This window comes from Mycobacterium sp. SMC-17 (assembly GCF_045310915.1).
Taxonomy (GTDB): Bacteria; Actinomycetota; Actinomycetes; order Mycobacteriales; family Mycobacteriaceae; genus Mycobacterium.
In genome coordinates, this window is record NZ_JBJIAK010000057.1 from 1 (window position 1) to 24,254 (window position 24,254).

At 67.5% G+C, this 24,254-nt stretch carries 18 protein-coding genes and 2 pseudogenes; 13 read left to right on the forward strand and 7 right to left on the reverse strand.

Features of this window, described 5'->3' with window-relative positions:
* The first annotated feature begins 67 nt into the window (after positions 1-67).
* Positions 68-1,780 (forward strand): cellulase family glycosylhydrolase, encoded by a 1,713-nt coding sequence (locus ACJH7A_RS25990; RefSeq protein ID WP_406802949.1) that lies wholly within the window; start codon positions 68-70, stop codon positions 1,778-1,780.
* Between the two features lie 58 nt (positions 1,781-1,838).
* On the opposite strand, the gene ACJH7A_RS25995 is transcribed toward ACJH7A_RS25990, so the two are convergent.
* The 4 genes from ACJH7A_RS25995 to ACJH7A_RS26010 all read right to left on the reverse strand — a co-directional run bounded on the left by ACJH7A_RS25995 (position 1,839) and on the right by ACJH7A_RS26010 (position 6,349).
* The gene (locus ACJH7A_RS25995) at positions 1,839-2,735 is read right to left on the reverse strand and encodes a cyclopropane mycolic acid synthase family methyltransferase (protein ID WP_061003116.1); all 897 of its coding nucleotides are present in this window, start codon (positions 2,733-2,735) and stop codon (positions 1,839-1,841) included.
* 211 nt (positions 2,736-2,946) lie between these two features.
* Positions 2,947-3,873 (reverse strand): alpha/beta fold hydrolase, encoded by a 927-nt coding sequence (locus tag ACJH7A_RS26000; RefSeq protein ID WP_406802950.1) that lies wholly within the window; start codon positions 3,871-3,873, stop codon positions 2,947-2,949.
* 51 nt (positions 3,874-3,924) lie between these two features.
* Positions 3,925-5,277 (reverse strand): ABC1 kinase family protein, encoded by a 1,353-nt coding sequence (locus ACJH7A_RS26005; RefSeq protein ID WP_406802951.1) that lies wholly within the window; start codon positions 5,275-5,277, stop codon positions 3,925-3,927.
* 73 nt (positions 5,278-5,350) lie between these two features.
* Positions 5,351-6,349 (reverse strand): oxygenase MpaB family protein, encoded by a 999-nt coding sequence (locus tag ACJH7A_RS26010; RefSeq protein WP_212806950.1) that lies wholly within the window; start codon positions 6,347-6,349, stop codon positions 5,351-5,353.
* A 74-nt stretch (positions 6,350-6,423) separates the two neighbouring features.
* On the opposite strand from ACJH7A_RS26010, the gene ACJH7A_RS26015 reads away from it, so the two are divergent.
* Positions 6,424-7,026 (forward strand): TetR/AcrR family transcriptional regulator, encoded by a 603-nt coding sequence (locus tag ACJH7A_RS26015; RefSeq protein ID WP_212806949.1) that lies wholly within the window; start codon positions 6,424-6,426, stop codon positions 7,024-7,026.
* A gap of 51 nt (positions 7,027-7,077) precedes the next feature.
* Here ACJH7A_RS26015 and ACJH7A_RS26020 read toward each other — a convergent pair whose 3' ends face one another.
* Both ACJH7A_RS26020 and ACJH7A_RS26025 read right to left on the reverse strand, forming a co-directional pair.
* Entirely contained in the window at positions 7,078-7,677 is a 600-nt protein-coding gene (locus ACJH7A_RS26020; protein ID WP_212806948.1) for a DinB family protein, read from the reverse strand.
* A 2-nt stretch (positions 7,678-7,679) separates the two neighbouring features.
* A complete protein-coding gene (locus tag ACJH7A_RS26025; RefSeq protein WP_212806947.1) occupies positions 7,680-8,207 on the reverse strand; it encodes a DinB family protein in 528 nt (175 codons plus the stop codon).
* 61 nt (positions 8,208-8,268) lie between these two features.
* Between ACJH7A_RS26025 and ACJH7A_RS26030 the strand changes: the two genes are divergently transcribed.
* The 4 genes from ACJH7A_RS26030 to ACJH7A_RS26045 are packed head-to-tail and all read left to right on the forward strand — an operon-like array spanning position 8,269 to position 14,991.
* Complete coding sequence (locus ACJH7A_RS26030) at positions 8,269-9,228, forward strand: YafY family protein (RefSeq protein ID WP_212806946.1); 960 nt, start codon at positions 8,269-8,271, stop codon at positions 9,226-9,228.
* A 43-nt stretch (positions 9,229-9,271) separates the two neighbouring features.
* Complete coding sequence (locus tag ACJH7A_RS26035; protein WP_212814617.1) at positions 9,272-13,465, forward strand: NEW3 domain-containing protein; 4,194 nt, start codon at positions 9,272-9,274, stop codon at positions 13,463-13,465.
* Complete coding sequence (locus ACJH7A_RS26040) at positions 13,462-14,073, forward strand: malonyl CoA-ACP transacylase (protein ID WP_212806945.1); 612 nt, start codon at positions 13,462-13,464, stop codon at positions 14,071-14,073. Before ACJH7A_RS26035 ends, ACJH7A_RS26040 begins: the two co-directional genes overlap by 4 nt.
* 9 nt (positions 14,074-14,082) lie before the next feature.
* Positions 14,083-14,991, forward strand: coding sequence for an ROK family protein (locus tag ACJH7A_RS26045; RefSeq protein ID WP_212806944.1), 909 nt, complete (start codon positions 14,083-14,085; stop codon positions 14,989-14,991).
* Here the strand turns inward: ACJH7A_RS26045 and ACJH7A_RS26050 are convergent.
* The gene (locus ACJH7A_RS26050; protein WP_212806943.1) at positions 14,892-15,320 is read right to left on the reverse strand and encodes a helix-turn-helix domain-containing protein; all 429 of its coding nucleotides are present in this window, start codon (positions 15,318-15,320) and stop codon (positions 14,892-14,894) included. The two genes, ACJH7A_RS26045 and ACJH7A_RS26050, sit on opposite strands and share 100 nt — an antisense overlap.
* An 80-nt stretch (positions 15,321-15,400) precedes the next feature.
* On the opposite strand from ACJH7A_RS26050, the gene ACJH7A_RS26055 reads away from it, so the two are divergent.
* From ACJH7A_RS26055 to ACJH7A_RS26085, 7 genes and pseudogenes are all read left to right on the forward strand, one after another.
* Entirely contained in the window at positions 15,401-15,838 is a 438-nt protein-coding gene (locus ACJH7A_RS26055; protein WP_212813581.1) for a DUF1772 domain-containing protein, read from the forward strand.
* A gap of 127 nt (positions 15,839-15,965) precedes the next feature.
* Positions 15,966-16,637, forward strand: a pseudogene (locus ACJH7A_RS26060) (methionyl-tRNA formyltransferase); the annotation flags it as partial.
* 222 nt (positions 16,638-16,859) lie between these two features.
* A pseudogene (locus ACJH7A_RS26065) lies at positions 16,860-17,606 on the forward strand (ATP-grasp fold amidoligase family protein); the annotation flags it as partial.
* 271 nt (positions 17,607-17,877) lie between these two features.
* A complete protein-coding gene (gene rplJ, locus ACJH7A_RS26070; protein WP_212806942.1) occupies positions 17,878-18,393 on the forward strand; it encodes a 50S ribosomal protein L10 in 516 nt (171 codons plus the stop codon).
* A gap of 70 nt (positions 18,394-18,463) precedes the next feature.
* Positions 18,464-18,853, forward strand: coding sequence for a 50S ribosomal protein L7/L12 (gene rplL / locus ACJH7A_RS26075; protein ID WP_212806941.1), 390 nt, complete (start codon positions 18,464-18,466; stop codon positions 18,851-18,853).
* Positions 18,854-19,112: 259 nt separating this feature from the next.
* Positions 19,113-20,135 (forward strand): ABC transporter ATP-binding protein, encoded by a 1,023-nt coding sequence (locus ACJH7A_RS26080; protein ID WP_212806940.1) that lies wholly within the window; start codon positions 19,113-19,115, stop codon positions 20,133-20,135.
* Between the two features lie 594 nt (positions 20,136-20,729).
* Complete coding sequence (locus ACJH7A_RS26085) at positions 20,730-24,215, forward strand: DNA-directed RNA polymerase subunit beta (RefSeq protein WP_406802952.1); 3,486 nt, start codon at positions 20,730-20,732, stop codon at positions 24,213-24,215.
* Positions 24,216-24,254: the final 39 nt, after the last annotated feature.

Consider the following 24,254-nt stretch of genomic DNA (forward strand, 5'->3'; position numbering starts at 1 on the left):
CTCATTTTCGAGAGACCTCGACCTCTATCCCGGCAACGACGCGCCAACCACCTCTACACCCTCATCTGTGAAGAGCCTGTATTGGTCGCTGCGTGGATTGGTCCGTGCCTGTGTGTTTCGCGGCATTGTCGCGATGCTCCCGATCGCACTGATCTGCGCGTACGCGCCGTCGAGTGGGCCGGCGAATCTGACCGCCCAGATCGAGAACACCGCCGAAATCGTGTCTGCGCCGTCGACCATCGGGATCGCCGACTCGGGGCTGTACGGACAGACCCAGGCGCAGATCGACCAGACACTCGACACCCTGCAGTCCATCGGGGTCCAGGACATCCGGGTCTTCGTGCCGTGGATCTTCGTCGAACCTGCGCAGGGCACCTACAACTGGTCCTACATGGACATGGTCATGCAGGCCGCGGCCGACCGGAACATGGGCGTCATGGTGGAGATCGCCAGCACGCCGACATGGGCGGGCTCCTCGACGTCCATCACAGGTGCCGGCACGCCGGACCCGGCCACGTACGCGGCGTTCGCGGCCGAGGTGGCCAAGCGCTACGGCTCGACCATCTCGGCGTACGAGATCTGGAACGAGCCGAATTACGTGTTGTCGTCGGATCCCATCGACGCCACTGCCTACGCGGCGCTGCTCAAGGCGGCCTACCCGGCGATCAAGGCGGTCGACCCGACCGCCACCGTGGTCGCCGGCGCGCTCGGCAGCGTCATCAGCTTCGGCAGCATCACGCTCGATCCGGTGACGTTCGTCAAGGAGATGCTGGCCGCCGGCGCGTCCGGCTACTTCGACGCGTTGTCGTTCCATCCGTATCAGGAGTCGCTGCCCTTCTCGTCGGGCGCCGGCGTCGCGAATTCCCCACTGACGCAACTGAATGCGATCTATCAGCTCCTGCAGCAGTACGGCGACGGCAACCTCAAGATCTGGATCAGCGAGTTCGGTGCGTCCACCAACGACGTCAGCGAGCAGACCCAGGCCGACCTGATCAAGAATCTGATCGACACCTGGCAGACCTATGCCGGGCCGGTGTTCATCTACACCGCGCAGGACGGCGTCGCCGGTGCGGACGGCTTCGGCATCTACAACGCCGACTGGACGCCGAAGCTGGCAGTCGCCGTCATCGAGGCCGCGATCAAGGAGTACGCCAGCAGTGCGGCCGGCGGTGTCGGCTCGACAGTCGGGGGAGTCGTCTCCGGGGTGACGGCGATCGCCCAGTCGCTGGCGAGTCTGCTGAATTCGATCAGCCTGGCGATCCAGGGTGAGTTCCAGCAGCTCGGCAAGGCCATCAACGCCTGGGTGACGGCCGTCAGCTCTCACCTCAGCGGAGCACTGCCGACCGCCACGCCGTTGGCTGCGAAGGCGGCCGCAAAGACCGGCACCACCGCTACCGAGACATCCGCCGCGACGACGGCCACGGCGGAATCCGAGGGAACCACGTCGACGGGAGCCACGTCGACGGCAATCAAGGTGAAGAAGCGTGCCAAGGTCGCCGGGTCGACCACGTCGACGACGGCCGACAGCACCGCGGCATCGGATACCGCAGCGGCAGGCACGGCGTCGGATACCGCCGCGTCGACTGATCCGTCCGGCAAGACATCGGTCACCGCCAAGCCGCGCAAGGCCGCCGGATCGAGCGCGCACGCCAAGGGTGCGCGTGACAAAGCCGCCAAGTCGGACACATCAGGCGATGAGGCGTCGACCCCGCCCGTCGTCGAGAAGCGCTCGCACCGTCACGGTGACGCAAGCGCGAAGTCCTCGGCATCCGCCAACTGATCCCGAAAACGAGTAGCGCCCCCGACCTCGGGTCGGGGGCGCTACTCGTCGAAAATGCTTACGCGGCTTCCTTTTCCTTGGTGTAGGTCACCAGGCTGACGTCGAGGCACTCGTCGAGGAAGTAGTACTGGCAACCGGTCAGATACTTCATGTAGCGGTCGTAGTTCACCTGGCCGGAGATCGCGATCGCCTCGTCCTTGTGGTGCTCGAGGTTGGCCGCCCAGACGCCGAGCGTCTTGATGTAGTGGTTACGCAGCGACAGCGGCTCGGGGACGTTGAAGCCGGCTTTTTCGCCATGATCGATCATCATTTGCGTGGTGGGCAGGCGACCGCCCGGGAAAATGTCTGTGGCCATGAACTTGATGAACCGCGCCATCTCGAACGACACCTTCTTGCCGCGGGCCGACATGTCGAAAGGGTGGTAGCTCACACTGCTCTGGATGGTCATGCGTCCATCGGCGGGCATGATCTCGTAGCAGTTCTTGAAGAAGTCGTCATAGCGCTCGAAGCCGAAGTGTTCGAAGGCCTCGATCGACACGATGCGGTCCACCGGCTCGTGGAACTCTTCCCAGCCCTGCAGCAGCACCGGGTGCGAACGGTCCGACTCGGTGTTCCTCAGCAGTTCCGTGCAGAACGCCTGCTGGTTCTTGCTCAGCGTCAGACCGATGACGTTGACGTCGTACTTCTCCATGGCGCGCTGCATCGTCAGGCCCCAGCCGCAGCCGATCTCCAGCAGCGTCATGCCGGGCTTGAGGTCCAGCTGTTCGAGGTGCTGGTCCACGTTGGCAAGCTGCGCCTGTTCCATCGTGACGGTAGGTCCGGTGAAGTAGGCGCAGCTGTACTTGCGGGAGTTGTCCTGGAAAAGTCCGAAGAAATCGTCAGACAGGTCGTAGTGGGCTTGGATGTCCTCGAAATGCGGCCGCATGTCCTTGGCCCCAGTCGAATCCTGAATCATCTGTAACACCTTACTTGACCTTCCTCACTCAGTGGTGATGCCGGTCACTAAATCACAATCGTGACCGCACAATACCTGGCCCCCAACCGATTCCTTGACGTTGGTGTAACGCGCCGTCACGGTCAGTCGAGACAGCAAACGTAACCGCCTTCAGGCCGGAAGCCGCGTTCATTCCCCCAGCGTGGCGGCGGCTGTGACCGGACTGATACGTCTACGGGATTTCGGCAAATGTGGTGGCCAGTTCACCGGCAATGTCGTCCCAGAGGGGCTCGGGCAGGTCATGACCCATGCCGTCGAACAACACCAACCGAGCGCGCCGGATCGCTTTGGCCACTGCTCGACCACCGCTCGGTCGCATCAGTTTATCGGCTCGACCGTGGATGACGACCGTGGGGACGGTGATCATCTCGTCGTAGCGCCGCAGGCTGCCGCTGCCCAGGATGGCCCCGAAGTGCCGGGCCACGCCGACGGGGTAGTAGGAGCGGTCGTAGCTTTCGGCGGCGTCGGCCTCGGCCCGGTCGAGCGGCGTCGGGTAGCCGGGGCTACCGATGATGCGGCCGACGTTGACCGCGTTGGCGATGACGCCGGCGCGCGACGTGTCCTGCGGCCGCGTCGTGATGGCCTTGAGTTGCTTCGGCCCGGGCGGCGGCAACAGCGGCTGGTTGTTACTCGAGAAGATGACGCCGAGCGTCTTGGTGCGGTGCTGGTAGCGCGCCGCGAAGACCTGCGCGATCATGCCACCCATCGACCCGCCGACGATGTGTGCCTGCTCGATCTGGAGGTGATCCAGCAGTGCCGCGGCGTCGTCGGCCATGTTCTCCAGCGTGTAGACCGCGTCGCTGCGCAGGCCGACGTACGAGCGCAGCATCCGGGGCAGCAGCGCGGAACCGGAGCGCCGGCCCTCGATCTTGGTGGACAGGCCCACGTCGCGGTTGTCGAACCGGATGACGCGGTAGCCCCTCTCGACGAGCTTGTCGCAGAACCCTTTTCGCCACAACAGCAGCTGCGCACCCAGGCCCATGATGAGCAGCACCGCCGGATGGTCCGGGTTGCCCATGTCCTCGTAGGCGATGTCCAGGTCGCCAGAGCGGGCGAAGCCGGTCCGGACCTCGGGGGTGGTGTCTCGTTCGGGCTGCATGGGCCTAGTCCTCGGATTCTTCGTGATTCATGGTCGGATGCGGCCGGCGGCCTACTCCTCGGCGTTCTTGTGGTCGCGGCTGATATCCACCATGAAATTGGCGAAGTAGCCCTTCAGCTGGGGATCGCTCATCATCTGCCACCGCGGTGCCAGCAGCTTCATGTACCGCTCGACGTAGAGGAACTGCTTGCCGATCAGGACCAGCTCGCGCGGCAGCTTGACGTCGTACGCGTCGGCGAGGGTGGACAATTGCTTGCCGATCTCGGCGTAGGACAGGTCGCCCAGCGACTTCATGGTGAGCGGCGTGGTGAACGCCTCCAGGTCCTTGGCCGCCTGGCCTTCCGGCTTGACCGTGCCGACGGCGCCCATCATGACGACGATCCGGCCGGCCGCGGCGTGATCCTTCGAGACCAGCAGCGCGTAGACGAGTTCGCGCAGCAGCCACCGCGTCCGCGGGTCGATGCGGCCCATGATGCCGAAGTCGAAGAAGACGATCTTGCCGTCCTTGTCGACGTGGAGGTTACCGGCGTGCAGGTCGCCGTGGAACAGGCCGTGCTTGAGGCCGCCCTCGAAAACGCTGAACAGCAGGGCCTTGACCAGTTCCTCACCGTCGAACCCGGCCTTGCGGATGGCGGCGGCGTCGTCGATGCGGATGCCCTCGACGCGTTCCATGGTCAGCACACGCTCGCTGGTCAGGTCCCAGTAGACCTGGGCCACCCGGATGTTCCGGCCCAGCGGCGAGGCGTGCATGTGCGCCACCCAGGCGTCCATGGACTGCGCCTCGAGCCGGAAGTCGAGTTCCTCGGCGAGGTTGTCGGCGAAGTCGGCGACCACGTCCTGCGCGGAGAGCCGCTGGCCCAGCTTGGCCAGCTCGGCGATCTGCGCGCCGCGCTTGAGAATCTGCAGATCGGCGGCCACGCGGCGGCGGATGCCCGGGCGCTGGATTTTGACGACGACCTCTTCGCCGGAGTGCAGCGTCGCGTAGTGCACCTGGGCGATGGACGCGGAGGCGAAGGGCTCGTCGTCGAAGGTGGCGAAGAGGTCGGCCGGGTCGCCGCCGAGTTCTTCGCGCAGCAGCTTGTGCACCTCGTTCTTGTCGGCCGGCGGGACCCGGTCGAGCAGGCTGCGGAACTCGCGGCTCAGCGGCTCGCCGAAGGCGCCGGGGCTCGACGCGATGATCTGGCCGAGCTTGACGTACGTCGGCCCCAGATCGGAGAACGTCTTCGGGACCTGCTTGATCACCTTCTGCTGCAGGCTGCCCTTGGAAAAGGCGCTGCCGACGACGCGTACGCCGGTCCGGGCGAGCTGCCAGCCGGTGGCCCCGATGCGGGCGGCTTCGACGGGCAGCGGCACCCGGTCCAGCCTGGCACCTTCACGGTGCGGTGTCTTCCGCGGAGAACTCATTGGTGAAGTGTCTCAAAACCCCGGGTACCGCCAAAAAGGTGTGTCTCGCGTCATGCCGTTTCGCCGCCGCGGATCAGACGAAGACGCTCTCGATGTCGGCGCGGCTGCGGACCGGGTCGCTGCCGGGCACGTACGCCGGGACGGTGTGTGGTGCCAGCTCCGGATCGACGCCGCCCTTGACCCGCGCTGTGGCCTGGCGGAATTCCGGGAACGGTCCGGCGGCGGCGTGCAGGCCGTTGATGATCGACCACACCACGGCTCGACGGGCGGCACGCTCGATCGGGTTGGGGTCGGTATGTCCGAGCAGCTGCTTGGCCCACTTCGGCATGGTGTCCCGGACGGCCCAGTCGATGGCGCTCTGCGGCATCGGCAGGTTGGGGCCGGTGGCCATGGCGGCGCCGTGCGTCAGCGCCAGTTTGGGGAGATAGGACTTCAGGCAGTCCAGGGTCTCGGCCTTGGTGGTGGGCAGGTCGGTGCCACCGAGGGCGTGTCCGACGCGGATGAACTCGCCGTAGTAGCGGTTAAGTTTCTTGCCGCGCAACGGGTTCGGGTGGTAGAGCTCGTGCGCCGTCGCGAGGCCCCACACCACCGTCGCGTAGTTCCAGCGCAGCCAGTCCGGATCGTCGGCGTCATAGGCCGCGCCGTCCGGGCGGACGCCCTTGATGGTGTGGTGCATGGCGCGCACGGTCCGGGCCAGGTTCTCGGCGGTCTCGGTGCTGCCGTACGCGGTGCCGATGAAGAACGCGATGGAGTGGCCCAGCCGGACGGCCGCGCCCTTCGGGTCGACCACCGGAATGGCCTCGCCGTTCTCGTCGCGCTTGACGAGTCGCGAGTGGTGCATGCCCATCCAGTAGATGGACGGGTCGAGGCGCTCGATGAACGCGGCGCACTGCAGGCCGAAGACCAGGGCCTCGGTGTGGGAGTGCACGTGCCAGACGGCGCTGCCGGGGCCGAACCAGCCCGGGTCTCCGGCGGGGCCGGCGAACTCCATGCCGCGGAAGTAGTTCCGCCGGATGGTCTGGTCGAACCGGTGCTGAAGCTGATGCTCGATGAACTGGTGCGGCAGGTACACGTCAACCCCTTCTGGTCACGGTCGTAACCAGAATAGTATTTGGTGACGGGTGTGACCAGACCTAGGCTGTAGGGATGTCGACACCGACCAGGTGGGCGGGGGTTCCGCTCGACGACCGCCGCGCCGAGCGGCGCGGGTTACTGGTCGACGCGGCATTCGAGTTGTTCGGCTCCGGCGGCGAATCGGCGTTGTCGGTCCGTTCGGTGTGCCGTGCGTGCGGGCTCAACACCCGCTACTTCTACGAGAGCTTCGACGGCATCGACGATCTGCTGGGCGCCGTCTACGACAAGGTCAGCGGTGAACTGGCCACGGTGGTCGACGCCGCCATCACCGTCGCGGGCGACTCGGTGCGGGACCGGACCCGGGCCGGCATCGCCGCGGTACTGGGCTTCGGGTCCGCCGATCCGCGGCGCGGCCGGGTGCTGTTCACCGAGGCCCGCGCCAACCCGGTGCTGGCCGCGCGCCGCGCCGTCACGCAGGACCTGCTGCTCGATGCCGTCCTCGCCGAGGGCGGCCGGCTGCACCCCGGTTCGGATCCCGTCGCCGCGCGCGTCGGTGCGGCCATGTACACCGGGGCCATGGCGGAGCTGGCCCAACAGTGGCTGTCCGGTTCGTTGGGGTCGGACCTGGATGTGGTGGTCGACGCGGCACTGGCATTGGTGCTGCGCCGAGAATGACGAAATGGCTGCTCCGCCGTGGGTGGGAGCAGCCATTTCGTCCATCTCGAGTTACCGGGCGGCCGGCCGCCAGCGCTTGATGAAATCCGTCTCCGGCCACTCCTCCTCGGCGGCCAGCAGCTCGTACATGGTCGCGCGGTCGATGGATTCGCGGATGATGTCGGCGTGCCCGGCATGCCGCGACAGCTCCTCGATGATGTGCATGCCGACCCAGCGCACCGTCCAGTGGTCGACGTCGGCGGGGAACCACGGCACCTCGTGCGGGACCGGCACCAGCGTGTCGAGGTCGAGTTCGGCGAAGGCCTGCAGCGTCTTGGCGTTCTGCGTACGCAGGGCGTCGAGCAGGTCGCCGAGCTTCTCGTCGTCGCGCATCGTGAGCTGATCCTGGTGTTCGGCCATCTGTTCGGCCATCGGCCGGGTGTCGCGCGGCGGGAAGTCGGGCGCGGCGACCGCACGCGCGACCCAGCCGGCCTGCACACCGGTGACGTGCTTGATCAGTCCGCCGATCGACAACGCGCTGACCGATGGGGTCGAGCGCGCCTGCTCGTCGGTGAGGCCGTGGGCGACGGCCGCGAACGCGTCCTGCTGGAACGCGATGAAGTTGAAGAGGGTCTGACGCTCGTCGCCTGCGGGTGCGGGCAGTCCGGCCATGTTCAGTTCTCCTTCGGGGTGTGGGTGTAAAGGTCACGGAGGCAGGCGATTTCAGCTCCGTGGTGAATGACTTCGCGATTGATGTGCAGCACGAGGGTGGCCATTGAGAAGTCAGCGTAGGGACCCTCGGCGGGTCCGCACGGCCGGGCCAGGGCAGCGGCGTCGAGCCCGCGGACTCCGGTGATCCAGGTCGCGTAGGCGGTGTCGAGCTGCTCCAGTGCGGTGCGTGCGTCGCGGGCGTACGGCCACGACTGGTAGTCGGCCGGTGGTCCGCCGAAATGCGAGTGGTTCCGCATGGCCAGGACGCCGACGATGACGTGCGCCAGCCGCCAGGCGATGGTCGTGAACGGTTCGGGTTGCGGTGGCGGGTAGCTGAAGTCGATGGATCCGTCGCGGTGCAGGGTCCAGCACCCGGGCACCGGCTCCCAGAAATATTCGTCGTCGGTCAGTCCCTCGAGCCGGGGACGCAGCTGGTGTTGCCAATGCCAGTCGAGTTGGTCGGCCAGTTCTTTGGTCCGTTCTTCGGTCACATGAAGAGCCTGACATTCAATTAGGACTGTTTCTGTCCTATGAATGCGGCAGAGTGTTGTCATGTCCGAAACGACGAGCCGCGTGCTGCAGCTGCTGGGGCTGCTGCAGGCGCGCCGGGTGTGGACGGGGCAGGAGCTGGCCGACCGGCTCGGCGTCACCGGCCGCAGTGTGCGCCGCGACATCGAACGGCTGCGTGACCTCGGCTATCCGGTGCACGCCAGTAAGGGCCGCGACGGCGGCTATCAATTGGGCGCCGGCGCCGCGTTGCCGCCCCTGCTGCTCGACCCCGAGGAGGCCGTCGCGATGGCGGTCTGTCTGCGGCTCGCGGCCGGGGGCAGCGTCGCGGGCGTCGGTGAGTCGGCGCTGCGGGCACTGTCCAAACTCGACCAGGTGATGCCGGCGCGGCTCCGGTCGCAGGTGTCCGCCGTGCACGACGCGACGGTGACACTGACCGGTGGCGGTGCGGTCGAAGCGGTTTCGCCCGACGACCTGATGACGCTGGCCCGCGCCTGCCGCGACCACGAACACGTCAGGCTCGGCTACACCGACATCCGCGGCAACAGCACCGAGCGGCGGTTGGAGCCCTATCAACTCGTCACCACCGGGCGCCGCTGGTACCTGCTGGCCTACGACCGCGACAAGCAGGACTGGCGCACTCTGCGCCTGGACCGGATGGTCGATGTCAAGGCCGCGGGCACGACGTTCGCGCCGCGCCCGGCGCCTGATCCCGCGGAGTTCGTGCGTCAGGCCATCACCGCGTCGCCGTACCGGTACGTCGCGCGGGTCCGCTATGAGGCATCGGAAAGTCAACTGGCGCAGATGTTTTCCGCGGCGTCGGCGCAGATCGAGGCGGACGGCCCGGACCGCTGCATCGTGACGGCCGGCGGCGACGACCCCGAGCGCATCGTGTTGTACCTGGCGATGCCGGGATACCGGTTCGAGGTCCTCGAACCGCCGGAGGTGATCGCCGCGGCCGCGGTGGTCGCCGACCGGTTGCGTGCCGCAATGCCTCCCGAGTAGCGACGCTGCGCCGTATGGTGCAGGGGTGTCGACGGGACGACTCCTGCAGGTGACGGCGGTAGTTTCCACCGAGTTGTTCGTCGGCCCGGCCGACGAACCGCGGCAGATCGTCCGGCTGGACTACACCGACTGCGCCGACGCCGCCGAGGTCCGGGTCGGCGGCGACGGGCTCAGTGGCCAGGCGGTGGCGCAGCCCGGCGCCGGCACCGTGGAGATTCCGGTGGTCGTCCAGGACGGCCGGCCGGGCCAGGTGCGGGCCGCGCGCCTCGAGATCGGCGGCGAGCAGACGCCGTTCGAGTTCGTCGTCGCCGAGCCCGGCTGGACCATGCACATGATCAGCCACTTCCACTACGACCCGGTGTGGTGGAACACCCAGGCCGCCTACACCAGCGTCTGGACCGAGGACCCGCCCGGCCGGTGCCGGCAGACCAACGGCTTCGAGCTGGTCACGGCGCACCTCGAAATGGCAAGGCGCGAACCCGAATACAAGTTCGTACTCGCCGAGGTCGACTACCTCAAGCCCTACTGGGACACCCATCCGGAGCAGCGTGCCCAGCTGCGGGCGCTGCTCGCCGAGGGCCGCGTCGAGATCATGGGCGGCACCTACAACGAGCCGAACACCAACCTGACCAGTCCCGAGACTGCGATCCGGAACTTCGTGCACGGCATCGGTTTCCAGCGTGACGTGATGGGCGCCGCCCCGGCGACGGCCTGGCAGCTCGACGTGTTCGGCCACGACCCGCAGTTCCCGGGCATGGCCGCCGACGCCGGCCTGACCTCCAGTTCATGGGCGCGCGGCCCGCATCACCAGTGGGGCCCGATGCACCGCGACGGCGACCCCGAGCGCATGCAGTTCGCCAGCGAATTCGACTGGATCGCACCGTCGGGCCGCGGGCTGCTGACCCACTACATGCCCGCGCATTACGCGGCCGGCTGGTGGATGGACTCGTCGGCATCGCTGCAAGAAGCCGAAGACGCCACCTACGCCACGTTCGCCAAGCTGAAAAAGGTTGCGCTGACCCGCAATGTGCTCCTGCCGGTGGGCACCGACTACACCCCGCCGAACAAGTGGGTGACCGAGATTCACCGCGACTGGGCGGCCCGCTACACGTGGCCCCGCTTCGTGTGTGCGCTGCCGCGGGAGTTCTTCGCCGCCGTGCGGGCCGAACTCGAGGCCGGTGGCACCCAGCCGTCGCCGCAGACCAGGGACATGAACCCGATCTACACCGGTAAGGACGTGTCGTACATCGACACCAAGCAGGCCAACCGGGCCGCCGAGAACGTCGTGCTGGAAGCCGAACGGTTCGCGGTGTTCGCCGGACTGCTGACCGGCGCTACGTATCCGCAAGCCGCCCTGGCCAAGGCCTGGGTACAACTGGCCTACGGCGCACACCACGACGCCATCACCGGCTCCGAATCCGACCAGGTGTACCTCGACCTGCTCACCGGCTGGCGCGACGCCTGGGAACTCGGCCGGACCGCCCGCGACAACGCGTTGGCGCTGCTGTCGCGGGCCGTCGACGGCGACATCGTGGTGTGGAACCCCTTGGCGCACAGCCGAACCGACATCGTCACCGTCCACCTCGACGAACCGCTGGACGGGCCGGTACTCGACGTGGACGGCACGCCGCTCCCGGTCCTGATCGAAGATGACGGCCACACCGTCACGTGGCCGGCCCACGACGTGCCGTCGCTCGGGTGGCGGGGATACACGCTCGGCGACGCCGCGACGCAGTCCGCGTGGGCGCCCGCGTCCTGGGAACCGATGTCCGGCACCAGCATCGGCAACGATCGCTACCGCTGCACGGTCGACCCCGACCGCGGCGGCGCGGTGTCGTCGCTGGTGCGCGCGGGCGTCGAGCTGATCGGCGCGGGCCGGGTCGGCAACGAGATCGCCGTCTACGACGAGCATTCCGCGCATCCGACCGAACACGAAGGGCCCTGGCACCTGTTGCCCAAGGGGCCGGTGGTGGGCTCCGCCGAGCACGCCGCCGAGTCGGTGCAGGCCTACCGCAGCGCGCTGGGGGAGCGGTTGGTGGTCACCGGGCGCATCGGTGACGTGCTGCGGTACACCCAGACCATCACGCTGTGGCACGGCGTGGACCGCGTGGACTGCCGCACCGTGGTCGATGAGTTCACCGGCGCCGACAAGCTGTTGCGCCTGCGCTGGCCCTGTCCGGTGCCGGGTGCGATGCCGGTCAGCGAGGTCGGCGACGCGGTGATCGGCCGCGGCTTCGGGCTGCTGCACCAACGGGATTCGCACGACGCGGTCGACACCGCCGAGCACCCCTACACCTTGGACAACCCCGCCTACGGGTGGTTCGGGCTGTCCTCGGCGGTGCGGGTCCGGGTCCGCGACGCGCACGGCGAGAGCGTGCGGGCGGTGTCGGTCGCCGAGGTCGTCGCGCCGGACGCCGCCGACCCACAGTCGCCCACCCGCGACCTGATGGTGGCGCTGGTGCGCGCGGGGGTGACGGCCACCTGCAGCAGCGCCGGCAAGCCGCGCTACGGCGACCTCGCCGTCGACTCCAACCTGCCCGACGCCCGCATCGCGCTCGGCGGCCCCGACGAGAACGCTTTCACCGCAGCGGTATTGGCGGCAGCCGAGCCCCGCTACGGCGCCGAACTGCGGCACCGCCTGACGGCCGGGAACGCGCGGCTCTGGGTGCCCGCCGACGCTGACCTGGTGCAGCGGTGGATTCCCGGCGCCGACCTGACAGGGGTACGGGCGCTGCCGGTGCTGATCGTCGCCGGACCCGGCGCCATCGACGAGCTGATCGCCGCCCTCGCGACCACCGAGATCACCGTCGAGCAGGAAGCCGCGGCCGGCATCGGGCCCTTCGAGGCCCGCAGTGTGGCGCTGCTGAACCGCGGCGTACCGGGTTTCGCCGTCGAACCGGACGGCGTCCTGCACACCTCGTTGCTGCGGTCGTGCACCGGCTGGCCCTCGGGCACCTGGATCGACCCGCCGCGCCGCACCGCACCCGACGGGTCGAACTTCCAGCTCCAGCACTGGACCCACACCTTCGACTACGCCATCGCGGCCGGCGACGGCGACTGGCGCGCCGCGGGCATCCCGGGCCGCAGCGCCGAATACTCCCAGCCGCTGCTCGCGGTGCGCACCGACCATCCCGCGGTGGCCGGCGGATTGCCTTGTACCGGTTCACTGTTGGGCGTCGAACCCGCATCCGAGGTGACGCTGGCCGCGCTGAAGGCCACCGGCAACCCGATCGCGGCGGGCAGCAGCGCGCCCGTCGACCCGAGCGCGGGCATCACCCTGCGCCTGGTCCAGACCTCGGGACGGCCGACCGAGGTCGACGTCACCTCTGGCCTACGGCACCTCGAGGACGTCGAACGACTCGACCTGCTCGAACAGCCGATCGCCGGCAGAAAAGACCTGCGGCTGCACGGTTTCGAGATCGCCACCGTGCGGGCCCGGCTCGACCTGCCGCACGTGCTCAACGGCGACCACGCCACCCTGGCGCCGGATGCCGAAGTCGCCCAACCGGTTTACGCCCGGTACTGGCTGCACAACCGCGGCCCCGCACCGTTGGGCGGACTGCCCGCGGTCGCTCATGTGCACCCCACCGAAGCCGCCGGCGCACCGGGCGTCCCCGTGTCGTTGCGCGTCACCGCCGCCAGCGACTGCACCGACGCCACGCTCCACGGCCGGGTCCGCGTGCTGTGCCCCGACGGCTGGTCGGCCACCCCGGACGAACTGCCCTTCGTGCTGCCGCCCGGCGGCTATCTGGAAACCGAAGTGCAGCTGGACCTTCCGGCCGACGCCCCCGCCGGCCGGTATCCGGTGCGGGTCGAGCTGGCGGTGACCGGCGGCGACAAGCATCATCAGGTTCCGGCCGCCTGGCGTCAGATGGTCGAGGACGTCTGTGTCGTCACCGTCGGCGAACCCGGCGACGCCCCGCTGCTGCGGCTGGTCGAGGAACCCCAACCGGTCGACGTCGTCGCCGGGCAACACGGCGATCTGAGCGTCGTCGTCGGCTCGGCCGCGGGTGCGCCGCTGAGCTTGGAGGCACACCTCATCAGTCCGTGGGGCACCTGGGAATGGTTGGGGCCGGCCGTACTCGGCGCCGATGTGCCGGCCGGCGGCACCGTCGCATTCGACTTCGACGTCGCGCCACCGTCGTGGGTCGAGCCCGGACAGTGGTGGGCGCTGATCCGGATCGCCGCGGCCGGCCGGGTGCTCTACACACCGGCGGTATCGGTGCGGGTCCGATGAACCGCATCGCCACCGTCGCTGGACGGGAGATACCCGTAACCGCACTCGACGAACGCGAAACACGTTTGCGGGCAAGCATATTAGCCTCGTCGCTGCCGGCGCCCGGGACCAGTGAGGGCCGGCAGCTGCGGCGCTGGCTGGCTCAGCTGCTCGTCACCGACGAGGTGGTGCGCGTGGCGGCCGGCGAACTCGGGGTCAGCGACAGGGACGCGCCCACCGAAACCGACCTGCTGCCCGACGCGGCAGCCCGCATGGAGCTCGGCAGTATCGCCGCGGCCGCGCTCGAACAGCCGCTGGCACGGGCGCTGTTCGTTCGGGTGACCGCCGCGGTGCGGATCCCCGACGCGGAGGTCGAGAGCTATCACGCGCGCAACCCGCTGCGGTTCGCGCCGCCGGTACCCGGTCCCGGTGGCTGGTCCACCGCGCCGACCGTCGCCCCCGCGCTGGACGAGGTGCGGTCACAGATCACCGCGCACCTGCTGGGTTCGGCGCGCCGGCGGGCCTTCCGGCACTGGCTCGACGCCCGCCGAGCCGAGTCGGTGCATCTGGCGCCCGGCTACGAACATCCCGGCGACCCGCGTCAGCCCGACCACGTCCACCGGCACTGAAAGCGCACGATGTCCGACCTGACCCTCGCCCTCGACATCGGTGGCACGAAGATCGCCGCGGCCCTCGTCGACCCCGACGGCGCGCTCGTGCACCGCGAGCAGCTCCCCACCCCGCACGCCGACAGCGAGCAGGTGTGGGCGACGGTCGACGTGTTGATCGGGAACGCTCTCGCCGCCGCTGCCGGGCGGCCGGTGCGCGCCGTGGGCGTCGGCTGCGCCGGCCCCATCGATGTGGTCGCGGGCACGGTCAGCCCGCTCAATGTCGTTGCCTGGCGCCAGTTTCCGTTGATTCAGCGGCTCGCCGAGCGCACCGGCCTGCCGGTGCGGCTGGCCGGCGACGTCGTCTGCCTGGCCATGGGCGAGCACTGGCGCGGGGCCGGGCAGGGGGCGCAGTTCCTGCTCGGCATGGTGGTGTCCACCGGTATCGGCGGCGGACTGGTGCAGGGCGGTGCGCCGTACCTCGGCCGCACCGGAAATGCCGGTCACATCGGCCACGTCGTCGTCGACCCCGACGGACCGCGCTGCGCCTGCGGCGGTCAGGGCTGCGTGGAGGCGGTGGCCTCGGGTCCGCACCTGGCGCGGTGGGCGCACGAGCACGGCTGGGACGCCCCGCCGGACGCTGATGCGAAGGCACTCGCCGAGGCCGCCGGGCGCGGGAATCCGATTGCGGTGCAGGCATTCTCGCGTGGTGCCGAGGCGATCGCCGTCGCCATCGCGTCGGCGGCCGCCGTCTGCGACCTGGACCTGGTGGTGATCGGCGGCGGCGTGGCGAATGCGGGGGAGGTGCTGTTCGGCCCGTTGCGAGCGGCGCTGCCGCGCTACGCCGGATTGAGCTTCCTGCGCGGCCTGCGGGTGGTGCCCGCCGAACTCGGCGGCGATGCCGGGCTCGTCGGCGCCGCGGCGTTGTGGCGGGCCTGAGAAGCGTTGCGCTCCATGTGCTTTCGGCCCCAGTCGCACAGCGCCCACAACACCGGGCCCAGCGTCTTGCCGTACTGCGAGATCGAGTAGTGCACGCACGGCGGCACCGTGCCGGCGTCGTGCCGGTCGATGATGCCGTCGGCTACGAGCTCGTGCAGGTGCCGGATGAGCATGCGCTCGGTGATGCCGGGAATGCTGCGGCGGAGCTCTGCGGTGCGCATCGGCCCGTCCGTGAGCCGCCACAGAATGGTGCCCTTCCAGCGGCCGTCGACCACCGACAGGGCGGCGTCGATCGGGCACTCACCGACTTCCTTCTTCGACACCGCCACGATGCACTCCCGTCGTCGCCTCTACTGACTAATTTGTCAGTACCTTGTTTTTTGTCAGTGTAGTGAACAGGCTCGATGTCATGGAGCACATCGCGCAAGTTCTCACCGTGATCGTCGTCGGCACGCTCGTCGGCGTGGAGTTCGGCGTCGCCGCGTTCACCAATCCGATCCTGGAACGGCTGCCCGACGACGCGTACCGCCAGGCGCGCGCGACGGGCAGCAGGCTCCTCGGGACGGTGATGCCGTTCTGGTACATCGCCGCGGCGGTGCTGCTGGTCGGCGATGCCGTGCTCGTGCCGGCGCCACTCCCCATCGCCGCCGTCGCGGTGATGGGCGTGGTGATGGCCCTGACGCTCACCACGCTGGTGCCGATCAACAACCGTGTCGCGGCGTGGGCGGGTACCGGCCCTGGCGAGGCGCCGACAAGCCGGGAACTCGCTCACCGCTGGGACCGGCTGCACTGGGTGCGGGTGGCGCTGTTGCTGGCCGCGTTTGTCCTGGTCACGGTTCCGCGCTGACGAGACTGTGAACTACCTGGGAGGGGTAGGCAACAAACTTAGGCAAGACTTAGCTAAGTTGATCTTGTTTAACGGTGGGTGAACAACTCTTCACACGCCAGCAGAATTGACTTAGTGAGGTCTTGGCATGCGCGTCGTCTTCTTCGGTTTCCAGACGTGGGGGGTCAAGACGCTGCAGGCGCTGATCGATCTGGGACACGACGTGCCGATGGTCGTCACGCACCCGACCAGCACGGAGTCGTACAAGGCGATCTTCTCGGACTCCGTCGAGGAACTCGCCCAGGCACACGACATCCCGGTCCACCTGACCATGCGCGCCGACCACGAGACCATCGACCTGGTCAAGCGCTCCGAACCCGACGTCATCGTCGTCAACAGCTGGTACACGCGGATGACGGACGAGCTCTACGACCTGCCGCCGTACGGCACCCTGAACCTGCACGACTCCCTGCTGCCGAAGGGCACCGGTTTCTCCCCGGTCATCTGGTCGCTGATCAGCGGTGAATCGCACATCGGCCTGACCATTCACCGCATGAACGCCGAGCTCGACGCCGGCGACATCCTGGTCCAGCGCTCGCTGTCCATCGGGCCCGACGACACCGGCACCGAACTGGTGATGCGTGGCATCGACCTGATCCCCGGCGCGCTGGACGAGGCGCTGACCGCGCTGGAAGCCGGCACCGCACAGTGGCGGCCGCAGGACAAGGCCGAGCGGACCTACTTCCACAAGCGCTCCGAGCGCGACAGCCTCATCGACTGGAGCTGGCCGGCCGAGGATCTCGAGCGGCTCGTCCGCGCGGGGGACCGGAGTTCTTCCGCCGCGGCGGTTACCTCACCAGCGAGGCCTGAACCCGTGCCGCCGCTGCTCACATACATCGCGACGCCGGCATGGCTCATGTCCGTCCGGCGCCGGATGCTCGCGCTGATCCCGGTCCGGTTCCTGCGGCACGTCCTCTATCTCTTGATGATCCGCAAGCGGGGCAACTTCGACGAGCCCGAGACCTTCAACGAGAAGGTGAACTGGCGCATCTTCCACGATCGGCGGGACCGGATCGTCAGGGCCTGCGACAAGATGTGGATGAAGGAGATGGCGCGCGCGGCGTATCCCGGCGCCGATCTCCGGATTCCCGCCACGTACTGGTCCGGTACCGATCTGCGCGACGCACCGGACCTGGCGTCGCTGCCGCCCTGGGTGCTCAAGCCCAATGCCAGCAGTGGCCAGGCGCTGTTCGGCCCCGACCCGCAGCTGGATCTGGCCCGCCTGCGGGACCAGACCAGGAGCTGGTTCCAGGAAACGCCCATGGAGCTCGGCGAGTGGGGCTACAGCAAAGCGCGCCCCCTGTTGCTGCTCGAGGAACGCATCCCGACTCCGGACGGCGAAGCGCCCGTCGACTACAAGTTCTTCGTCTTCGACGGCCGCGTCGAGCTGATCCAGGTGAACCGGGGCCGGTTCGCGGAGAAGCAGACCACCACCTTTCTGGACGCCGACTGGCGTCAGCTGCCCGTGCGGTGGCGTATTCACCCGGTCGCCCCCGAGGAACGACCCGTCGAACTGGACAAGATGCTGGAGATCGCGAGCGTCCTCGGCGCCGACTGGGATTTCATCCGCGTCGACCTCTACGCCGTGGACGGCGACGTGTGGTTCGGCGAGTACACCCCGTACCCGGGCTCGGGCATGCTGCGCTACGAACCCATGAGCTTCGACCTCGAGCAGGGCCGGCAGTGGCGGCTGCCGGCACCGGATGCGGTACGCCGCGGGCAGCCCTAGACCGTTGAGCCCGCGGCACCGCCGTTTTGGCTGATCGGCAGGCGATCGGCTACTCTTGTGCAGTTCCACCGAAGACCGTCGGTCACCAAGTAATTGGTTGAAGGTCCAGGCAACGCCTGGCGGCCCACGCAGGAGGACGAGGTTTTCAGAGTTTTGATTCTGCGCGCCCCGACCTTTCTGTGTCGGGGCGCTCTGCGTTTCTGACCTCGATTCGAAGCCGAATCCCCGGCAGTCTCCAGTGGGCCGATGAATACACCACAAGGAGGCATGTATGGCCAAGGCTGACAAAGCCACTGCGGTCGCTGACATTGCCGAACAGTTCAAGGCCTCGACGGCCACTGTCGTGACCGAGTACCGCGGTCTGACGGTTGCCGATCTCGCCGAGCTGCGTCGTTCCCTCGGTGCCGCGACGACCTACACGGTCGCCAAGAACACCCTGGTCAAGCGCGCCGCTTCGGAGGCCGGAGTCGAGGGCCTCGACGACCTGTTCGCAGGTCCGACCGCCATCGCGTTCATCACCGGCGAGCCGGTCGATGCCGCGAAGGCAATCAAGAAGTTCGCGAAGGATCACAAGCAGCTCGTCATCAAGGGCGGCTACATGGACGGCGCTGCGCTGTCCGTGGCCCAGGTCGAGAAGATCGCCGACCTCGAGTCGCGCGAAGTGCTGCTGTCCAAGCTGGCCGGCGCCATGAAGGCAAAGCAGTCTCAGACCGCCGCGCTGTTCGCCGCGCCCGCGTCTCAGATCGCCCGCCTGGCGGCCGCTCTGCAGGACAAGAAGGCTTCCTAGAAGCCTCAGTGCCGGCTGTCCAACCGCGCACTAGACCAACAAAACACAGAAACAAGGAAGGACCATTCACATGGCCAAGCTGTCCACCGAAGAACTGCTCGACGCGTTCAAGGAAATGACCCTGCTGGAGCTCTCGGAGTTCGTGAAGCAGTTCGAGGAGACCTTCGACGTCACCGCCGCCGCTCCGGTCGCCGTTGCCGCCGCCCCCGCCGCCGGTGGCGCTGCCGCTGAGGCCGGCGAAGAGCAGTCCGAGTTCGACGTCATCCTCGAGGGTGCCGGCGACAAGAAGATCGGCGTCATCAAGGTCGTCCGCGAGATCGTTTCCGGCCTGGGCCTGAAGGAAGCCAAGGACCTGGTCGACGGCGCCCCCAAGCCGCTGCTGGAGAAGGTCTCGAAGGAGGCCGCCGAGGACGCCAAGGCCAAGCTCGAGGCCGCCGGCGCTTCGGTGTCCGTCAAGTAAGTTCGCCAGAACTGACGTTTTCCCCCGGAGTCCCTCGCGGACTCCGGGGGATTTCGCTTTTCAGGGGATATAAATCGGGGCATTTCGGACCATCCGGGGGACGATGCAGTAGTTGGCTCCGCGCCCATCAGGGTGACTTTGTGGCGGGCCGTCCGATAGTTGGAACAAGGTGCAACAGGCCGCGATCGATGCGCTACAGTGACTCAAGCCACAGGCAGGGCAGCAAATGGCGCGCGAGCGCTGGCGGAAGGGATCTCACGTGGGCGTTCAAATCGACGTAACGGGACTGAGCAAGTCCTTTGGGTCGTCGAAGATTTGGGAAGACGTCACCTTGACCATTCCCGCCGGTGAGGTCAGCGTCATGCTGGGCCCGTCCGGTACCGGTAAGTCGGTGTTCCTGAAGTCCCTGATCGGCCTGCTGCGCCCCGAGCGCGGCTCGATCGTCATCGACGGCACCAACATCATCGAGTGCTCGGCCAAGGAGCTCTACGAGATCCGCACCCTGTTCGGTGTGCTGTTCCAGGACGGCGCGCTGTTCGGCTCGATGAACATCTACGACAACACGGCCTTCCCGCTGCGCGAGCACACCAAGAAGTCCGAGTCCGAGATCCGCAAGATCGTCATGGAGAAGCTGGACGTCGTGGGTATGCCCAACGACGGTCACAAGTTCCCGGGCGAAATCTCCGGTGGTATGCGCAAGCGTGCCGGCCTGGCCCGCGCCCTGGTGCTCGACCCCAAGATCATCCTGGTCGACGAGCCGGACTCCGGTCTGGACCCGGTCCGTACCGCCTACCTGTCGCAGCTGCTGATCGACATCAACGCCCAGATCGACGCCACGGTCCTGATCGTTACCCACAACATCAACATCGTGCGTACGGTGCCGGACAACATCGGCATGCTCTACCGCAAGCACCTGGTCATGTTCGGCCCCCGCGAGGTGCTGCTGACCAGTGAGGAGCCCGCGGTCAAGCAGTTCCTCAACGGTCGTCGTATCGGCCCGATCGGTATGTCCGAGGAGAAGGACGCCGCCACCGCCGCTGCCGAGCAGGCCGCGATCGATGCCGGTCACTCCGACGGTGGTGTCGAGGAGATCGAGGGCGTGCCGCCGCAGATCGCCGTCACCCCGGGTATGCCGGTCCGCCAGGCCGTCGCCCGTCGTCAGGCCCGGGTGCGCTCGATCCTGCACACCCTGCCGCCCGCCGCGCAGGCCGCCATCCTCGAGGACCTCAACAAGAGTGGCGCCAACGACGACCCGGTGACCGCTCAGATTCCGCGGGCCTGATCCGCAGAACGCCGAAAATCGCGCCCGGGCTGAACCAGCCCGGGCGCGATTTGTGTCGGCGGGCGGGCGCTGCGGGCACGGCTGAGGCGTTGCGAGAGGGCGGACGGCCGGTGATCTTGGTCACGGCGCGTCCGTCGGGAACGGCGTGCGGGTGGCGCCTCGGCGCCCGCTGCGTCACGATGAGAGCGCCCCGGTTCGCCAGCTGCCGGCAAAACTCCACACCAAACACCGTGGCAAGTCTTGACTGACGCCCGCAAACGGGCCAATCTGTTGGGCAGCATGTATTCGAGAGTTGTGTTGATGGGTTCAGACGCCAGCCAGCGTTATCCGTTAGAACTCTCTCCAAACATGCCGTGGTTGAGGAATGCGCCGTCCTACGCTAATGTTGGACGTTGCGCTGGCTGCATCCTGCCCACCTCACCCGCACCTGACACCTTCTAGCCTGAGTCTTGCTCAGTGATCTAGACGCGTGCCCTGTGTCCTGTAAGGCCCGGACTGTGAGAACGCCAGCCGGACCGACGCAGATAGAGCGGCAATTCGGACCGGTTTCGACCGGCACCGGAATGGTCGCATCAGGTGCTGGAAGGACGCATCTTGGCAGTCTCTCGCGAGAGCAAGTCAGTAGATTCCAACAACTCCGTCCCAGGAGCGCCGAACCGAGTCTCGTTCGCCAAGCTGCGCGAACCACTTGAGGTTCCGGGCCTGCTCGATGTGCAGACGGATTCCTTCGAGTGGCTGATCGGCTCGGACCGCTGGCGCTCGAAGGCAGTCGACCGCGGTGACATCAATCCGGTCGGTGGCCTCGAAGAGGTCCTCGCCGAGCTGTCGCCGATCGAGGACTTCGCCGGCACCCTGTCGCTGAGCTTCTCCGACCCGCGCTTCGACGAGGTCAAGGCTCCGGTCGACGAGTGCAAGGAAAAGGACCAGACGTACGCGGCCCCGCTGTTCGTCACGGCTGAGTTCATCAACAACACCACCGGCGAGATCAAGAGCCAGACGGTCTTCATGGGTGACTTCCCGATGATGACCGAAAAGGGCACCTTCATCATCAACGGCACCGAGCGCGTCGTCGTGTCGCAGCTCGTCCGTTCGCCCGGTGTGTACTTCGACGAGTCCATCGACAAGGCCACCGAGAAGACCCTGCACAGCGTCAAGGTCATCCCGGGCCGTGGCGCCTGGCTGGAGTTCGACGTCGACAAGCGCGACACCGTCGGTGTCCGCATCGACCGCAAGCGCCGCCAGCCCGTCACCGTGCTGCTGAAGGCACTCGGCTGGACCAACGAGCAGATCCGTGAGCGCTTCGGCTTCTCCGAGATCATGATGGGCACCCTCGAGAAGGACCCGACCGCCGGTCCCGACGAGGCGCTGCTGGACATCTACCGGAAGCTGCGCCCGGGCGAGCCGCCGACCAAGGAGTCGGCGCAGACCCTGCTGGAGAACCTGTTCTTCAAGGAGAAGCGTTACGACCTGGCCCGCGTGGGCCGGTACAAGGTCAACAAGAAGCTGGGCCTGCACGACGGCAACCCGGCCCAGGTGACCGCGACGACGCTGACCGAAGAGGACATCGTCGCCACCATCGAGTACCTGGTGCGCCTGCACGACGGTGACAAGACCATGACCGCCCCCGGCGGCGTCGAGGTCCCCGTCGAGGTCGACGACATCGACCACTTCGGCAACCGTCGTCTGCGCACCGTGGGCGAGCTGATCCAGAACCAGATCCGGGTCGGCCTGTCGCGTATGGAGCGCGTCGTCCGCGAGCGCATGACCACGCAGGACGTCGAGGCGATCACCCCGCAGACCCTGATCAACATCCGTCCCGTCGTGGCGGCGATCAAGGAGTTCTTCGGCACGTCGCAGCTGTCGCAGTTCATGGACCAGAACAACCCGCTGTCGGGTCTGACCCACAAGCGTCGTCTGTCGGCGCTGGGCCCCGGTGGTCTGTCCCGTGAGCGCGCCGGCCTCGAGGTCCGCGACGTCCACTCGTCGCACTACGGCCGCATGTGCCCGATCGAGACCCCTGAAGGCCCGAACATCGGTCTGATCGGCTCGCTGTCGGTGTACGCGCGGGTGAACCCGTTCGGCTTCATCGAGACCCCGTACCGCAAGGTCGTCGACGGCATCGTCACCGATCAGATCGACTACCTGACCGCCGACGAGGAGGACCGCCACGTCGTGGCGCAGGCCAACTCGCCGCTGGACGCGAACGGTCACTTCACCGAGGAGAAGATCCTCGTCCGTCGTAAGGGCGGCGAGGTCGAGTTCGTCTCGGCGAACGACGTCGACTACATGGACGTCTCGCCGCGCCAGATGGTGTCGGTCGCGACCGCGATGATCCCGTTCCTGGAGCACGACGACGCCAACCGCGCCCTGATGGGTGCGAACATGCAGCGTCAGGCGGTTCCGCTGGTGCGCAGCGAGGCCCCGCTGGTCGGTACCGGCATGGAGCTGCGTGCCGCCATCGACGCCGGTGACGTCGTCGTCGCCGACAAGTCGGGTGTCATCGAAGAGGTGTCCGCCGACTACGTCACCGTCATGGCTGACGACGGCTCGCGGCACACCTACCGGATGCGCAAGTTCAACCGCTCTAACCACGGCACGTGCGCCAACCAGCGCCCGATCGTGGACTCGGGTCAGCGTGTCGAGGCCGGCCAGGTCATCGCCGACGGCCCCTGCACCGAGAACGGTGAAATGGCCCTCGGTAAGAACCTGCTCGTGGCAGTCATGCCGTGGGAAGGCCACAACTACGAGGACGCCATCATCCTGAGCCAGCGGCTCGTGGAGCAGGACGTGCTCACCTCGATCCACATCGAGGAGCACGAGATCGATGCCCGCGACACCAAGCTGGGCGCCGAGGAGATCACCCGGGACATCCCGAACGTCTCCGATGAGGTGCTGGCTGACCTCGACGAGCGCGGCATCGTCCGCATCGGCGCCGAGGTCCGCGACGGCGACATCCTGGTCGGCAAGGTCACCCCGAAGGGTGAGACCGAGCTGACGCCGGAAGAGCGCCTGCTGCGTGCCATCTTCGGTGAGAAGGCCCGTGAGGTCCGCGACACCTCGCTGAAGGTGCCGCACGGTGAGTCCGGCAAGGTCATCGGCGTCCGCGTGTTCTCGCGCGAGGACGACGACGATCTGCCCGCCGGTGTCAACGAGCTGGTCCGCGTCTACGTGGCCCAGAAGCGCAAGATCTCCGACGGTGACAAGCTCGCCGGCCGCCACGGCAACAAGGGCGTCATCGGCAAGATCCTGCCGATCGAGGACATGCCGTTCATGCCTGACGGCACCCCGGTGGACATCATCCTGAACACGCACGGTGTGCCGCGTCGTATGAACATCGGCCAGATCCTGGAAACCCACCTCGGGTGGGTCGCCAAGGCCGGCTGGAACATCGAGGGCGAGCCCGAGTGGGCGGCGAACCTGCCCGAGGGCATGCACAGCGCGCCGCGCGACAGCATCGTCGCCACCCCGGTGTTCGACGGTGCCCGCGAGAACGAGCTGCAGGGCCTGCTGGGCTCGACGCTGCCGAACCGCGACGGCGACGTCATGGTCAACGCCGACGGCAAGGCCACGCTGTTCGACGGTCGTTCCGGCGAGCCGTTCCCGTACCCGGTCACGGTCGGCTACATGTACATCCTGAAGCTGCACCACCTGGTGGACGACAAGATTCACGCGCGTTCGACCGGTCCGTACTCGATGATCACCCAGCAGCCGCTCGGTGGTAAGGCGCAGTTCGGTGGCCAGCGGTTCGGTGAGATGGAGTGCTGGGCCATGCAGGCCTACGGTGCGGCGTACACGCTGCAGGAGCTGCTGACCATCAAGTCCGACGACACCGTCGGTCGCGTGAAGGTCTACGAGGCGATCGTCAAGGGCGAGAACATCCCCGAGCCGGGTATCCCGGAGTCGTTCAAGGTTCTGCTCAAGGAACTCCAGTCGCTGTGCCTCAACGTCGAGGTGCTGTCTTCGGACGGTGCCGCGATCGAGATGCGCGACAGCGACGACGAGGACCTGGAGCGCACCGCCGCGAACCTGGGTATCAACCTGTCGCGCAACGAGTCCGCGTCCGTCGAGGACCTCGCCTAAACCGTCCGCCCGTAGTCAGCTTTTTCTGATTCATACACC